11 protein-coding genes are annotated in these 15,256 nt (G+C 44.2%); 8 read left to right on the forward strand and 3 right to left on the reverse strand.

What is annotated here, in order from left to right; all coding sequences use genetic code 11:
- Positions 1 to 236 precede the first annotated feature (236 nt).
- Positions 237 to 1,184, forward strand: a complete 948-nt coding sequence (locus CAG60_RS01170; protein ID WP_161438087.1) for a glutathione S-transferase family protein — start codon at positions 237 to 239, stop codon at positions 1,182 to 1,184.
- A gap of 89 nt (positions 1,185 to 1,273) precedes the next feature.
- On the opposite strand, the gene pta is transcribed toward CAG60_RS01170, so the two are convergent.
- Both pta and CAG60_RS01180 read right to left on the reverse strand, forming a co-directional pair.
- Entirely contained in the window at positions 1,274 to 3,418 is a 2,145-nt protein-coding gene (gene pta, locus CAG60_RS01175) for a phosphate acetyltransferase (RefSeq protein WP_004395489.1), read from the reverse strand.
- Between the two features lie 190 nt (positions 3,419 to 3,608).
- Positions 3,609 to 4,805: an acetate kinase gene (locus CAG60_RS01180; protein ID WP_161438088.1), complete on the reverse strand. Its 1,197-nt coding sequence runs from the start codon at positions 4,803 to 4,805 to the stop codon at positions 3,609 to 3,611.
- Between the two features lie 351 nt (positions 4,806 to 5,156).
- On the opposite strand from CAG60_RS01180, the gene yfbV reads away from it, so the two are divergent.
- A complete protein-coding gene (gene yfbV, locus CAG60_RS01185; protein ID WP_040904387.1) occupies positions 5,157 to 5,609 on the forward strand; it encodes a terminus macrodomain insulation protein YfbV in 453 nt (150 codons plus the stop codon).
- 85 nt (positions 5,610 to 5,694) lie between these two features.
- On the opposite strand, the gene dusC is transcribed toward yfbV, so the two are convergent.
- Complete coding sequence (gene dusC / locus CAG60_RS01190) at positions 5,695 to 6,642, reverse strand: tRNA dihydrouridine(16) synthase DusC (RefSeq protein WP_040904385.1); 948 nt, start codon at positions 6,640 to 6,642, stop codon at positions 5,695 to 5,697.
- A 180-nt stretch (positions 6,643 to 6,822) separates the two neighbouring features.
- Here dusC and CAG60_RS01195 point away from each other — a divergent pair, with 180 nt between their 5' ends.
- The 6 genes from CAG60_RS01195 to CAG60_RS01220 all read left to right on the forward strand — a co-directional run.
- Complete coding sequence (locus CAG60_RS01195; RefSeq protein WP_154168459.1) at positions 6,823 to 7,443, forward strand: SEC-C metal-binding domain-containing protein; 621 nt, start codon at positions 6,823 to 6,825, stop codon at positions 7,441 to 7,443.
- 182 nt (positions 7,444 to 7,625) lie between these two features.
- The gene (gene lolA / locus CAG60_RS01200; protein ID WP_161438089.1) at positions 7,626 to 8,219 is read left to right on the forward strand and encodes an outer membrane lipoprotein chaperone LolA; all 594 of its coding nucleotides are present in this window, start codon (positions 7,626 to 7,628) and stop codon (positions 8,217 to 8,219) included.
- A 21-nt stretch (positions 8,220 to 8,240) separates the two neighbouring features.
- Positions 8,241 to 9,590: an AAA family ATPase gene (locus CAG60_RS01205; RefSeq protein WP_161438090.1), complete on the forward strand. Its 1,350-nt coding sequence runs from the start codon at positions 8,241 to 8,243 to the stop codon at positions 9,588 to 9,590.
- Positions 9,591 to 9,691: 101 nt separating this feature from the next.
- Positions 9,692 to 10,999, forward strand: coding sequence for a serine--tRNA ligase (gene serS, locus CAG60_RS01210; protein WP_004395482.1), 1,308 nt, complete (start codon positions 9,692 to 9,694; stop codon positions 10,997 to 10,999).
- A gap of 181 nt (positions 11,000 to 11,180) precedes the next feature.
- On the forward strand, positions 11,181 to 13,208 hold the full coding sequence (locus CAG60_RS01215; protein WP_158144001.1) for a prolyl oligopeptidase family serine peptidase: 2,028 nt from the start codon (positions 11,181 to 11,183) through the stop codon (positions 13,206 to 13,208).
- Between the two features lie 2 nt (positions 13,209 to 13,210).
- On the forward strand, positions 13,211 to 15,256 hold a 2,046-nt coding region (locus tag CAG60_RS01220; protein WP_161438091.1), incomplete at its 3' end, for a TonB-dependent hemoglobin/transferrin/lactoferrin family receptor.

Below are 15,256 nucleotides of genomic sequence, written 5' to 3' on the forward strand. Positions count from 1 at the left end.
TGATAACGCAACTGCTCAACAACGGGCACAAAACCGTCGAGTAGAAATTAAATAATAATTAGTTTATGTTTTTCCACTGAATATCGGCTCTCTCTGGTATTCGGTGGTTTTTTTATTTGCTTCCCCATCAAAAATTTTGAACATCTAGGCCAATTCCCTTCGGTTCTCTTCTTACGGCTGCACTTTATACTAGCGTATCAATACTGAGTAGCAAAATACGTAAAGAGAGGTCAAGCATGGGTAGACTAGTGGCAGGCCAATGGCAGGACGTTTGGTACGATACGAAACAGAGCAATGGGCAATTTGTGCGTGAAGACGCTGGTTTTCGCGATTGGATAGACAATACACCGAATGCTCGATTCACTCCCGATTCAGGTCGTTATCATCTGTATGTTTCTTTAGCTTGTCCATGGGCGCACCGCACGTTGATCTTTCGAGAGTTAAAACAATTGACGGACCATATTGACGTAACAGTGGTTTGCCCTGATATGCTAAGCCATGGCTGGCAGTTTGGTATCCCCGAGCCTTTATTTGGCCATCGTTTTTTGCATCAACTCTATACTCAAGCCAAAGCGGATTATACCGGACGCGTTACTGTGCCAGTACTATGGGATAAACAAACCCAAACCATCGTCAGTAATGAATCTGCAGATATTATCCGAATGTTTAACTCGGCGTTTAACTCATTAACCGGCAATGATATCGACTATTACCCATTGGCATTGCGTGAAGTGATTGATGATTGGAATGCTTTTATTTATCCCAATATTAATAATGGCGTTTATCGCTGTGGTTTTGCTACTACCCAGCAAGCATATGAAGAAGCGTATGAAGCACTCTTTGCTGCTCTAGATAAGGTCGAACAACATTTGGCAACGCATCGTTATTTGGCTGGAAAAGTGTTAACTGAAGCGGATTGGCGATTGTTCACTACCTTGATTCGTTTTGATGCGGTGTATGTGGGTCATTTTAAATGCAATAAGCGACGGATTGCTGATTATCCTCATCTTAATGGCTATCTTAAAGATTTGTATCAGCATCCGGGAGTGCGTGAAACGACGGATTTTTATCATATCAAGCGGCATTATTATTTTAGCCATAGCATGATTAATCCAACGCAAGTGGTGCCAAGAGGTCCAGAACTTGATCTTGAGAGTGCTCATGGTCGTGAACAGTTAAGTTAATCGACATTTGGTCGTCATGATTAAAAAAGCCCTCGAATTACATCGAGGGCTTTTTGTCTGCCATTAACCGTGAGCAATCATTATCTCAATTATTTTTGCTCTTGGTCTGCTTGAATCGCAGTTAAGGCGATGGTGTAGACGATATCGTCAACCAAAGCACCACGTGATAAGTCGTTCACCGGCTTACGCATGCCTTGCAGCATTGGACCGATAGAAACCAGATCCGCTGAACGCTGTACGGCTTTATAAGTGGTGTTACCTGTATTCAGATCAGGGAAGATAAACACGGTTGCTTTACCTGCGACTGGAGAATTCGGTGCTTTAGAAGCCGCGACATTTTCCATGATGGCAGCGTCGTACTGCAGAGGCCCGTCAATGATTAAATCAGGACGTTTCTCTTGAGCAAGACGAGTGGCTTCGCGCACTTTATCCACATCCGCGCCTTTACCAGAGGTGCCGGTTGAGTAAGAGATCATCGCGACGCGAGGCTCAATACCGAATGCAGCCGCAGAGTCTGCCGATTGAATCGCGATCTCCGCCAGTTGTTCAGCAGTTGGATCTGGGTTAATCGCGCAGTCACCGTAAACCAAAACTTGGTCAGGCAGCAGCATGAAAAATACGGAAGAGACGATCGAAGCGTTCGGTGCAGTTTTGATGATCTGGAATGGTGGAACAATGGTATTGGCTGTGGTGTGAACCGCACCAGAAACAAGACCATCGACTTCATTCGCTTCAAGCATCATGGTGCCGAGGAATACCGAATCTTCCAGTTTTTCACGAGCGACGACTTCGGTCATGCCTTTCGCGCCACGCAGCTCAACCAAACGAGCAACGTAATTTTCACGAACGGCTGCAGCGTCAATAATTTCAACGCCTGCACCAAGCTCAACGCCTTGCAATGCAGCAACGCGCTTGATCTCTTCTGGGTTACCAAGCAGTACGCATTTTGCAATACCGCGCTCTGCACAGATCGCCGCGGCTTTAACGGTACGTGGCTCATCACCCTCTGGTAGCACGATACGTTTGTTAGCACGACGAGCAAATTCAGTCAGTTGATAACGGAACGCTGGTGGGCTTAAACGACGCGTTGCTTGAGTGCCTTCGGTCAGCGAATCAATCCATGGGCCATCAATGTGGCTAGCAACATGTTCACTGACAAACTCAACGCGCTCTTTATCATCCGCTGGAACTTCAAGGCTAAAGCTTTGTAGGTTCAATGAGGTTTGCCAAGTATTGCCTTGCGCTTTGAAAATCGGTAGGCCAGTATCAAAAGCAGGCTTACATAGGTTAGCGATCTCTTTAGGAATATCGTAACCACCGGTCAGCAATACGGCACCAATTTCTACGCCATTCATCGCCGCTAAAGCAGCAGCAACAATAACGTCAGGACGGTCTGCTGAAGTCACTAATAATGAGCCAGGTTTAAAGTGCTCAATCATATGCGGGATAGAGCGTGCACAGAAAGTGATGCTCTTAATGCGTCGACTGTTGATATCACCTTCATTAACGATTTCGGCTTTGAGATGTTTCGCCATATCAATCGCACGAGTCGCGATAAGGTCAATGCTCCATGGCACGCAACCAAGTACGCGAATTGGGCTACTGTTGAAGATTTGCATTACTTCAAGGTTGGCCTGTTTTGCACCATCGGCATCGTCAAAAATCTCTGACAAATCGGGACGAGTACGACCCGCATCATCGACTGGCGCATTGAGTTTGTTAATAACCACACCAGAGATGTTTTTATTCTTAGTGCCGCCAAAGTTAGAGCAAGCGACTTCAATACGCTCTTTGAGCTGAGTTGGATTATCAGTACCAGGCGTGGCAACGAAGACAATTTCAGCGCCTAACGTTTTAGCAATCTCTGCATTAACTTGGTTGGCAAAAGGATGCTTACGCGTTGGGACTAAACCTTCGATTAACGTGACTTCGGCATCAACAATAATTTGGTTATAGCGTTCAACAACCGTTTCCAGTAGTACATCCATTTTTTCGCCGCCAATCAGCGCTTCGGCTGCTGACATGGCCATTGGTTCTGCAATTTTGATATCGCTACTATGACGAATAATGGTTGATGTTAAATCTGGCTGATCGCCACCGCTACGTGGCTGTGAAATTGGTTTGTAAAAAGAAACGCTTACACCTTTACGCTCCATGGCGCGTAAAAGGCCCATGCTCACGCTGGTTAAACCAACACCGGCACTGATTGGGACAAGCATAATAGTACGGGACATACGTAAAGTACCTCAACACTATCGATACAATCTAAACGAGTTAGATTGAAAGGAACAAAGCCCAACGCCGTATTCCGTAAGAATAGGTCTTGAGCCCCTAAAAAATTGGCTACATCTCGAAAACGCTAGATAAACCTTGCCGATGAGCGATGCTATTCGGCAAGGAGAAAAGAGTAGCCCACAAGGACGATTAGATGCCAGCTAAGCGTGCCGTATCTTCAGCAATCACCAGTTCTTCGTTGGTCGAGATAACCATCGCAGGGATACGGCTGTTTGCTGTGGTGATCACACCTTCACCGCCAAAACGAGCTTTGAGGTTAGCGGCGCTATCGACTTCAATACCAAAAATGGCTAAACGATTTAGAACCATTTCGCGAATTGGACCCGAGTTCTCACCGATACCACCAGTAAAGACGATGGCGTCTAAACGGCCATCCAAGCTTGCAGTGTAACCTGCTACGTATTTAGCGAGGCGATGGCAGAATACGTCCATTGCGCGAGTCGCTTCTTCTTTTTCACCGTAGTTATCTTCAACAAAACGGCAGTCTGAAGTCACTTGAGTTAAGCCTTGTAGGCCAGACTCTTTGGTTAGCATCGTGTTGATTTGCTCAACCGAGTAACCTAATGCATCATGTAGGTGGAAAATGATCGCAGGATCGATATCACCACAACGAGTACCCATTACTAGGCCTTCAAGTGGTGTTAAGCCCATTGACGTATCAACCGATTGACCGTTTTTAATTGCACAAACTGAAGCACCGTTACCTAAATGGCAGTTAATGATGTTCAATTCATTGGCTAGTTTACCTAAACGCTCAGCGGCTTCACGAGCAATAAATAGGTGAGAAGTTCCATGCATACCGTAGCGACGGATACCGTGCTCTTTATAAAGATGGTAAGGTAGTGCGTATAGGTAAGCTTCTTCAGGCATGGTTTGGTGGAATGCGGTGTCAAATACAGCAACATTTTTCAGCGCTGGAAAAGCTTTTTTAGCCGCATTGATACCAATGATGTGCGCAGGGTTATGCAGAGGTGCGAAAGTTGCAGCGTCTTCAATCCCTTTTAATACAGAATCATCGATTAGCGCTGATTGAGTGAATTGCTCACCACCGTGTACCACTCGGTGACCAATAGCTGCAAGGTTTTCAGCCAGTTCAGGTTTTGAAGCAAGGATGGTATCAACCATAAATGCGAGCGCTTCTTCGTGAGCTGCGCCATGACCTAATTGAGCTTCATGTTTACCATCAAGTTTCCATTTGATACGCGCTTCAGGAAGGTGCAGACATTCTGCAAGACCGGAGAGATGCTCATTGCCGTTTTCTGCATCAACAACCGCAAACTTGAGCGAAGAACTACCGCAGTTTAAAACTAAAACTAGCTTGGACATGTATAACTACCTGTATAATCAGTTAGGATAAAATTTAACCACAAGAATAGCTGAACCCGTAAAAAGTGAGAACTAATCTTGATCAATAACACGGTGAATATCCGTATAATAGGGACGTGACTGAATCAGTATAATCGCCGACGCATTCCATGCTGATTTCGTCTTACGGTTGCCTAAATTGTAAATAACAGCAACAATAAGATTGAGAGTCCGCAGAGGATAGCGATAATGGCTCAGTATAACAAAAAAAATTTGAAACAATATTAGCTTTAGTCAAATTTTTACGCCATTTGTTGAATCATTAAACTATTTTTTAGTCTTAAGGTTCATCAACAGTGAAGGAGAGAGGGTATGGCCAACAGAGCAGGAATCATCCATAGTTTAAGAGATGGCCAAAAGTACATGGATACCTGGCCAATGCGTAAAGAGCTCAACTTACTGTTTCCCGAAGCACGTATCATAAAAGCGACCCGTTTTGGCATTAAAGTCATGCCTGCCATTGCGGCGATTAGCGTATTGACTCAAATGAGCTTTCATAATTTACAAGCCATGCCACAAACCATTGTGGTGGCTCTGTTTGCGATCAGTTTGCCATTACAAGGCATTTGGTGGTTGGGCAGCCGTGCGAATACTCAATTGCCTCCTTCATTGGCAGGCTGGTATCGTGAATTGCACCAAAAAATCATTGAGACGGGTTTTGCGCTTGAGCCACTCAAAGCGAAACCTCGTTATAAAGAACTGGCTTTAGTGCTCAACCGCGCTTTTCGTCAGTTAGATAAAGGGGCGTTAGAGCGCTGGTTTTAAATAAGATATCGACGGTCATATGACCATATAAACAAAACACCGCGCCGCTGATTGAGCCGCGCGGTGTTTTGTTTTGGGGAGCCGATTAGCGCAGTTGATCGCGATAGCGTTGAAAGTGGCTCACGATGGCGTTGACGTCAGTCAGTGTGCGTATCTCTCTAAATAGCTCTGCCGCTTCTGGATACGCTTGACGTAAATACGAAAACCACTGCTTGACGCGGTTAGGATAGTAGCGACCTTTATCTCCGCGCACTTCATAGGCAGAGTACTCGAGTAATAATTCGACAACTTGATTCCAAGGCATTGGCGCATGGTTGTATTTGACTATATTGCCTAAATTAGGAATATTCAGCGCGCCGCGGCAAACCATTAAAGAATCAACACCAGTCGTACTAATACAAGCTTGCGCATCGGCATAATTCCAAATTTCACCGTTGGCTATCAAAGGGATGGTGCTTTTTTGGCGGATCTGATCAATATAGTCCCACTGAATTTCACTGGCTTTGTAGCCACCCGCTTTGGTTCGCGCATGTACGGTCAGCTCATCGGCCCCTGCCTGAGTCACCGCATCGACAATGTCAAAACAGTCATTAGGATCTTCCCAGCCTAAGCGAATTTTAGCGCTGACAGGGATGTGTTTCGGTACCGCGTCACGGCAGGCTTTAACCACCTGATAAATCAATTCAGGGTGTTGCAGCAGTGCCGCGCCGCCTTTGCTTTTATTGACCATTTTCGCGGGACAACCAAAATTGAGATCAACGCCATAGGCGCCCAATTCTGCGGCGCGCACGGCGTTTTCTGCCATCCATTGTGGCTCTTGGCCTAAAAGCTGGACTTTGATTGGGGTGCCGGATTGAGTGCGTGAAGCGTGTTTAAGCTCGGGACAAAGACGATAGAAAACATGATCCGGTAGGAGCAAATTGACCACGCGAACAAATTCGGTGACGCAAAAATCGTAATCATTGATTTCGGTGAGCATTTGACGCATCAAGTGGTCAAGAACGCCCTCCATTGGGCCTAAAATAACGCGCATAATAAAGAGTGGTACCGCCAATAACAAAGACGCGAGATTGTAGTGGCAGATGGGCGATGAGTCATCCTCTTTTGTCGTCTTACGGATCGATTGTAGCAAGTGATACTCGGATCATGGCTGCAACTGACAACGGTTTACGTTTATACTGTGTCAATCTTAATTGACCGATACCGATAATTTATGAACTACCCATTGATAATGCTCCCTAAGCACTTCTGCTCTGTATCCCCCTTGTTTATCGAAGGCAGTATATTAGCGGCGAATTTTGCTACTCAGCCACTGGATCCTAAGCAGTGGTTAAGTGAGTTGTTTCCAGACAATGTCGATGAACTGGAACCTTTGGTTACCGCCCAGATCAATGCACAGTATCAGCAGCTTAAAGCCAATCAATTTGCGTTGTTAAGTCTTTTATCGCAACACGCAGAATCACGTGAAAAGGGGTTAACGGAGTTTGCTCAGGGGTTTATGAGTCTATGGCCGATGATCGAACCGCAATGGCAGACGAGCAGTCATTCCGATGGTTCATTACGCATGCTACAAGCGTTATTAACCACCTTAATGTTGGCGATTGATGAAGCGGGGACTCATCAGCAGATGCAAGCCGCGGGTTATCAATCATTGCCCACGTTAGCGCATATGATTGAACAACTGGATTTAATGGTTCATGAGGTGGCGCTGGCCGCCGATGAAGCGATGCTTGGTGCTAAAGCCCAAACCATTAATCCTTATAAACAAGTTGGGCGTAACGACGCTTGTCCATGTTCGAGTGGTAAAAAATTCAAGCATTGCTGTGGCCAATAACCACACTTAGACGGCGTCATGTCAACCTTGTTTTCGACATGACGCGGTTTAACCACGAACTTTTTCTACCGAATATTGACATATAAAACAAGGAAAGCCGTTATACCTTAGCATTGAAGATATTGATGCGGTTAATCATCACGGATTTATCCTTAAGTCAGGTTGTCAGGAGTAAAAATAAAATGAAAAAATGGATAGTGCTGCTGTTTTGTAGCTTTTCGGTATTGGCGAGTCCTAAAGAGACGCTGAGTCAGCGTTTAGCATTAACCGAAGGTTTTAGTGCCCAGTTTGATCAGCAAGTGCTGAGTCCTGAAGGGGAAACAGTCATGGAAGGTAAGGGCACCGTTGAAGTGGCTCGTCCGGGATTGTTTCGCTGGGAAACCTTTGAACCGGATGAAAATATCTTGGTCTCCGATGGACAAACACTGTGGTATTACAGCCCATTTATCGAACAAGTCTCAATTTATAATCAGCAACAAGCCACCGAGCAGACACCTTTTATATTGCTGACTCGTAATCAAGCCAGTGATTGGAATGCGTACCAAGTGGAAGCTGAAGGCGATGTGTTTACCTTAACACCGATTACCTTTGAATCGAACCAAGGACGTTTTCAGATCGTGATTGATGCACAAGGGAAAGTGACCGGATTTACCGTCATCGAGCAAGATGGTCAGCAAAGTCGTTTTACGTTCCATAATGTCACTTTGCAAAAGCCGCCTATCAGCCGTTTTCAATTTGTCATCCCCGATGGGGTTGATGTTGATGATCAACGCTAATAACAAAATCAATGAGCGATCGTGAGTAATTACCGTTTAGATTTTTCAGGGGATGAAGATTTTCGTCCCCTTGCGGCACGTATGAGGCCACAAACCATTGAGCAATATATTGGCCAGCAGCACATTCTTGGCCAAGAGAAACCACTGCGTCGTGCGTTACAGGCGGGGCATCTTCACTCGATGATTCTTTGGGGCCCGCCGGGAACTGGAAAAACGACGCTAGCTGAAGTCGCTGCCAATTACGCGAATGCTGAAGTAGAACGTGTCTCAGCCGTCACGTCCGGCGTTAAAGAGATTCGCGCGGCTATCGATAGAGCGAGAGAAAATCAGCGCGTCGGGCGGAGGACGATTCTTTTTGTCGATGAGGTTCATCGCTTTAATAAATCACAGCAAGATGCTTTTTTACCGCATATTGAAGATGGAACGGTGACCTTTATAGGCGCGACAACGGAGAACCCGTCATTTGAATTAAACAATGCGTTGTTATCTCGCGCACGGGTGTACAAACTCACCTCATTGAGCGTCGATGAAATTTTACAAACACTGCAACAAGCGATTGACGACAAGCAAAAAGGGCTTGGCCAACATCCAGCTGATTTTCATGATAACGTTTTGCAGCGGCTCGCCGAGTTGGTTAATGGCGATGCACGAATGTCGCTCAATTATTTAGAACTGTTGTATGACATGGCAAGTCAAGATGCGCAAGGCCGTAAACAGATCACGCTCAGTTTATTGGCTGAAGTGGCGGGAGAAAAAGTCGCTCGTTTTGATAATAAAGGCGATATTTGGTACGACTTAATCTCGGCATTACACAAGTCGATTCGTGGTTCCAATGCCGATGCCGCCTTGTATTGGATGGCGAGAATGATCAGCGCAGGGTGCGACCCATTATATATTGCGCGTCGTTTACTCGCGATTGCTTCTGAAGATGTGGGTAATGCAGACCCAAGAGCAATGCAAGTCGCTCTCTCTGCTTGGGACTGTTTTACCCGTGTCGGTCCAGCTGAAGGTGAGCGCGCGATTGCTCAAGCGGTGGTTTATTTGGCCTGTGCTCCGAAAAGTAATGCAGTTTATACCGCTTGGAAACAGGCCCTGAATGATGCTCGTAACTTACCAGAGTATGAGGTGCCAGCACATTTGCGTAATGCACCGACTCATTTAATGAAAGATCTCGGGTATGGTGCGGAATACCGTTATGCCCATGATGAGCCTGGGGCTTTTGCCGCTGGTGAGCGTTACTTACCGCCAGAAATGATAGGTAAGCGTTATTATCAGCCAACTAATCGTGGCCTAGAAACTAAGATTGCGGAAAAACTCCAGTATCTAGCCGATTTAGACGCAAAAAGCCCACAAAAGCGCTATGAAAAGTAGTGGCTTTTGGTTATCTTTGGCTGAGTAAATTCAATACGTGTGATGTTGTTCAAAAAAACAACGTCCATGTTTCTTCACAACATTAAAGCATAGGATTAGCAATGCTGGATTCTAAATTACTTCGCACAGAGCTGGATGAAACAGCTGCAAAATTAGCACGTCGTGGCTTTACGCTCGACGTCGACACCATTCGCACCCTTGAAGAGCAACGTAAGTCGATTCAAGTCGAAGTTGAAAATTTACAATCCACGCGTAACTCCATCTCCAAGCAAATTGGCCAACTGATGTCGCAAGGTGATAAAGCGGGCGCGGAAGCGATTAAGCAGCAAATTGGTACTCTCGGTGAGGATCTCGACAGCAAGAAAGTTGAGTTAGACAAAATCCAAGCGGAACTAGAAGCGATCACGCAAACCGTGCCTAATATTCCTGATAGTTCAGTACCCGATGGTAAAGATGAAGACGACAACGTGGAAGTGTCACGCTGGGGTACACCGAAAGAGTATGATTTTGAAGTGAAAGATCATGTCGACTTAGGTGAAATGAGCGGCGGTTTAGACTTTGCGAGTGCAACCAAAATTACTGGCGCTCGTTTTGTGATCATGAAAGGCCAGTTTGCTCGTTTGCATCGTGCCATTGCCCAATTTATGCTTGATTTGCACACCGAACAACATGGTTATACTGAGCTATACGTTCCTTACTTAGTCAACCAAGAGACGTTATTTGGTACTGGTCAGCTACCTAAATTCGGTAAAGATCTGTTCCACACCGAGCCATTGACGGAAAAAGCCAGCGATGAAGATCCACGTCGTTTTTCTTTGATCCCAACGGCCGAAGTTCCAGTGACCAACTTGGTACGTGATGTGATTTTGGATGAGGCAGAGTTGCCACTGAAAATGACCGCTCACACACCATGTTTCCGCTCTGAAGCCGGATCTTATGGACGCGATACGCGTGGTTTGATCCGCATGCACCAATTTGACAAAGTTGAGCTGGTGCAGATCACTAAGCCAGAAGATTCGATGGCGGCGTTAGAAGAGTTGACCGCTCATGCAGAAAAAGTGCTGCAACTGTTAAATCTTCCTTACCGTAAAGTGGTGCTATGTACCGGTGATATGGGCTTCGGTGCTTGTAAAACTTACGACTTAGAAGTGTGGGTACCCGCGCAAAAAACCTACCGTGAGATTTCATCATGCTCAAACATGTGGGATTTCCAAGCTCGCCGTATGCAAGCTCGCTTCCGTCGTAAAGCAGAAAAGCGCCCTGAGTTAGTACACACGCTGAATGGTTCTGGTCTAGCGGTTGGCCGTACCATGGTAGCGATTTTGGAAAACTACCAGCAAGCGGATGGCCGCATTGAAATCCCAGCGGTATTACAAAAATACATGGGTGGTTTAACCCACATCGGTTAATTTCTGCCTTATTGTTACTCAAAACCGACGCTCAGTGCGTCGGTTTTTTATTACCTCATTTTTATGATCACTAATCTAGAGTTTTAATTACAGCAAAGAAAATACAAATGATAATTGATCTTATTTGTATTTGCGTGCAGAATAGGCGAGTTTTTATAACGTATTGTCCTATTTGAAATTTATGAAATACATTTTCGCAATTTGTAGTCTGTTTATCCTATTGAGTAATACAGTGCTTGCTCAAGATCCACAAGCTTGGCTACGTGATTCAACTCGACAATCTTCAGCGGTATTAGAGTATTTACAAGCCAATAATCTTGCTAGCGATGACTACTTTCGTAATTTGGAGTCAGTCACTACCCACTTAATTGACCAATGGCGCCTTATGGTGGGCGAGTCAACAGACTCACCTTGGTTGATCCACGGTGACTTTGAATGGCGTTTATCTCAACATCAGCAGCAATTAGTATTACAGCGTCGTTCACGTGATGGTGGAGAGAGTAAGATCATTTATGATTTCACACCACGGCAACAAGTATCGGCTTATTATGATATTGGTAGTTGGGTGATTCAGCCTGCTAGCAATCATTTATTTTTTACTGAAGATATTCAAGGTAATGAATCGTATCGAGCGGTAAAAATAAACTTATCTGATAAAAGCGAGCAAATACTTGCGACCCATTTATCTGCTCAATTAACCATCCCTGAGCAAGGTAATACCTTATATGTGATTGGGAAAAATCATGAGACTCAACGAGCAGATAGGCTGATGGCAGTATCATCATTAGCCAGTTTTGAGCCGGTTATCTTATGGCATGAAGAAAGAGCAGATTGGATGCTATCTTTCTATCGAGCTAGTGATAGTAATTACTTGATTGTACAAAGTAATAATGAACAAGCAACTGAACAGAGGATATTGAATTTCTCAACCGGAAAGCTATCGTCACCACTTAAAGAGTCGAAGGATTCGCTGGAATATTATGCCGATATCAGGCGCAATAAATTGTATATCAATAGTAATTTAGACGGTGAATTTACTCTATACCAAGCGGATATCGATAGTTTTCATGAATGGAAGCGTTTTTCTCAACAGATTAATGGTATCCAGCAGTTTTACTTATTTTCAGCTGGTATCGCAATAACTGAACAGCAGGGCGAGGACTTGATACTTTCGGCGTTTGATTATGATAGCAATTTACGCAAACGTATCAAGATTAATCAGCCTGGTGAAGTGGCATGGATTAGTCACAATGGTGATTTTGCTAGTAATGAGATCCGTATTCGGAGTATGTCGTTGATATCACCCCCTCAATGGCAAAAGTTTGCAATGGATAGCTTGGTTCTTTCGACTATTTCTCAAGATCATTATCCTAATTACCGGCAGCAAGATTACCATACGCAACAGATTAGCGCGTCTTATTCTGGGGTGGATGTGCCGATTACATTAGCTTATCGCAAGGATAAGCTGACCGAGACTTCCCCAGTGATCCTCTATGGTTACGGTGCCTATGGCTACACGATGAAACCATATTTTATGCCGCAAATCATTAGTCTATTAGATCAGGGGTTTATCTATGCGATCGCTCATGTTCGTGGCGGTGGTTATTTTAATAACGCATGGCATGATGCTGGCAGAGGGATGTTAAAACCCAATTCGATTAATGACTTTATTTCAGCCGCTCAGACATTACGACGTTATGCTCCAGCAGATAATCAACATCCGACGATTCATCGCCAAATTTTTGCTTTGGGTTCCAGTGCAGGAGGAACGTTAGTTGCTGGTGCACTGAATCAAGCACCAGAACTATTTTCTGCTGCTGTGCTCAAGGTCCCTTTTGTTGATGTCATCAATAGTATGTCAGATCCAACACTACCTTTGTCAGAGCAACAATACCGAGAGTGGGGGAATCCAAATCATGCATCAGAGCTAGCTATAATGCGAACTTATGATCCATACCACAATATTAAAGCACTCTCCTATCCGCCATTATTGGTCCAGATCGGCTTACATGATCAACGGGTTCCTTTTTGGGAAGGGGCGAAGTATTTAACGCAGATTCGAGCGTTAACCAGTGGTAAAGGGCCTTATTTATTACAAACTGATTTTGAATCTGGTCACGTAATGGACAGAAGAAAATCATTGCAACAACAAGCCAAAGAGTATGCCTTTTTCATTTCTTTAGCCAATTTGTCCAATAAGACGGAGTAAACATGAAACCTAATCTTGTTGCTGTCGCAGTGCTTTCAGTGCTGGCGAGCGAGATTGTTTGCGCTGAACAAAGCGATCCAGTTCAGGCTACAGAAAAAATAATAGTCACAGCCAATAAAATTGAACAATCTTTGTCTGAAGTGGCTGGTTCGATTGCCGTGATCACCGGTGAAGAATTAGAGCGACGTGGTCATACTGAATTGTATGATGCCATAAGACACGAACCTGGCGTCTCCGTTACTGGTGGTGCTGGTCGTCCACAAAATATTACTATTCGTGGAATGAGCGGTAATCGCATTGCCATTGTACGCGATGGCATTATGAATGCTGATGGTTATGGTGCGAATGACCTGAATGACAAAGTTGGTCGTAACTCTTTCGATCTCTCGAATGTTAAGCGAATTGAAATTGTTAAGGGAGCAAGTTCTACCTTACATGGATCAGGCGCAATTGGTGGTACTGTCCTGATTGAATCAATGCAAGCGGATGATTATTTATTGGGTAAAGATTTTTATGCTGATGGGGCAGTTACTTACACCGGGATTAGTGATAAATATAAACTTAACAGTAATCTGGCTTTTCGTTACAACAATATCAATTCTTTGCTCTCTTTAGCCTATTGGGAAGGGAAACATACTCGTAATTATCAGCAAGACTTATATCAACGTGAATTAGAAGGCCATAGTGTATCTTATCAACTGAGCCATTTCTTAAACGATGAATGGCGATTAAATTGGTCAACGGAATGGTATCGCGAGCAGCAGTATCGTCATGAGGGCAGTGGTGGTATTCAGCCAGATGGCCGATGGAACTTAGCTCGTTATTATGAAGACTCGCACACAGATGAGTGGAATATTTCGCTTGGGGTTGAATATCAACCTTATGATCATCAATGGCTAGATGAAATGACAGCCAAGTTATATTGGCGTGATACGCAAGATTCTCAGATGATCGATCGTCTTTATCAAAGACCTAATCAAAATAATCTGCTTATTCATCGACGAACGAGTGAAGATAAGACGTTTTCCGATCAACAACTCGGTATCAAGTTTGATATTAGTAAACAATTTCATACAGCGAATGTACAACATACATTCGTGTATGGTGCTGGTTTAGCCAGTAATTATTATGAGCGCACCACTCAGACTCATCGTGCTCAATCTGAGCAGCAAGAAATGACTACTCATCAGCCTTTTACTCCAGCACGAGCCTACAATTTAGGTTTGTATGCTAGAGATAATATTGAATTAAGGGATTGGGATATTGCGTTCGGTTTGCGGTTTGATACACATAGATTAAAGCCTGATGGTAATGCGATACAGAACCTTATTCCTGAGCAATCTATTAACAGCCATCAATGGTCACCAAGTTTTTCATTAGCCAAAAAACTGACACCACATCATCAAGCTTATTTTTCTTATAGTCACGGATATCGGGCACCAAGTTACGATAAAGCTTATGGTTTTGTTTCGCACGAGCATATCCCGTTAACGCCATTCATCATTATTCCTAATATGGATCTGAAAGCAGAGACCAGCGACTCGTTTGAAATTGGACATAAGTTTGATTCAGGACAATCTCAAGCCTATTTCGCTATTTTTTATCAAAAATTTAAAAACTTTATTGATATTAAAGAGGTCGGCATGGATGGCCCTAATACTCTAAAGCAATACCAAAATATTAGCGGTGTTGAAACTTATGGCGCGGAGCTATCACTTTCAAAGGCATTAACAGACGTTTGGCAGATTGCGGCTAAAGCCGGTTATGTGGATGGCAAAGATGACAATGGTGAACATATTCGCTCTTTGACACCATGGGAAGGCAATGTAGAAGTTAGTTATGATTCACAAGGGCTTACTAGTGCATTTGCTTGGAATTGGGCATCGTCGATGAATCGAACCCCAACATGTATTAATGAATTCAATCAAGCAGTCTCTTGTGCTAGCACTGAGTCATGGCACAGTTTTGATTGGTATATAACTTATCAATGGACTCCAGCTTTTACGCTCAGTGGCTCAGTGATTAATATTTTTGATAATGAATATATC

The organism is Vibrio sp. V33_P6A3T137 (assembly GCF_009904835.1).
GTDB lineage: Bacteria > Pseudomonadota > Gammaproteobacteria > Enterobacterales > Vibrionaceae > Vibrio > Vibrio metschnikovii.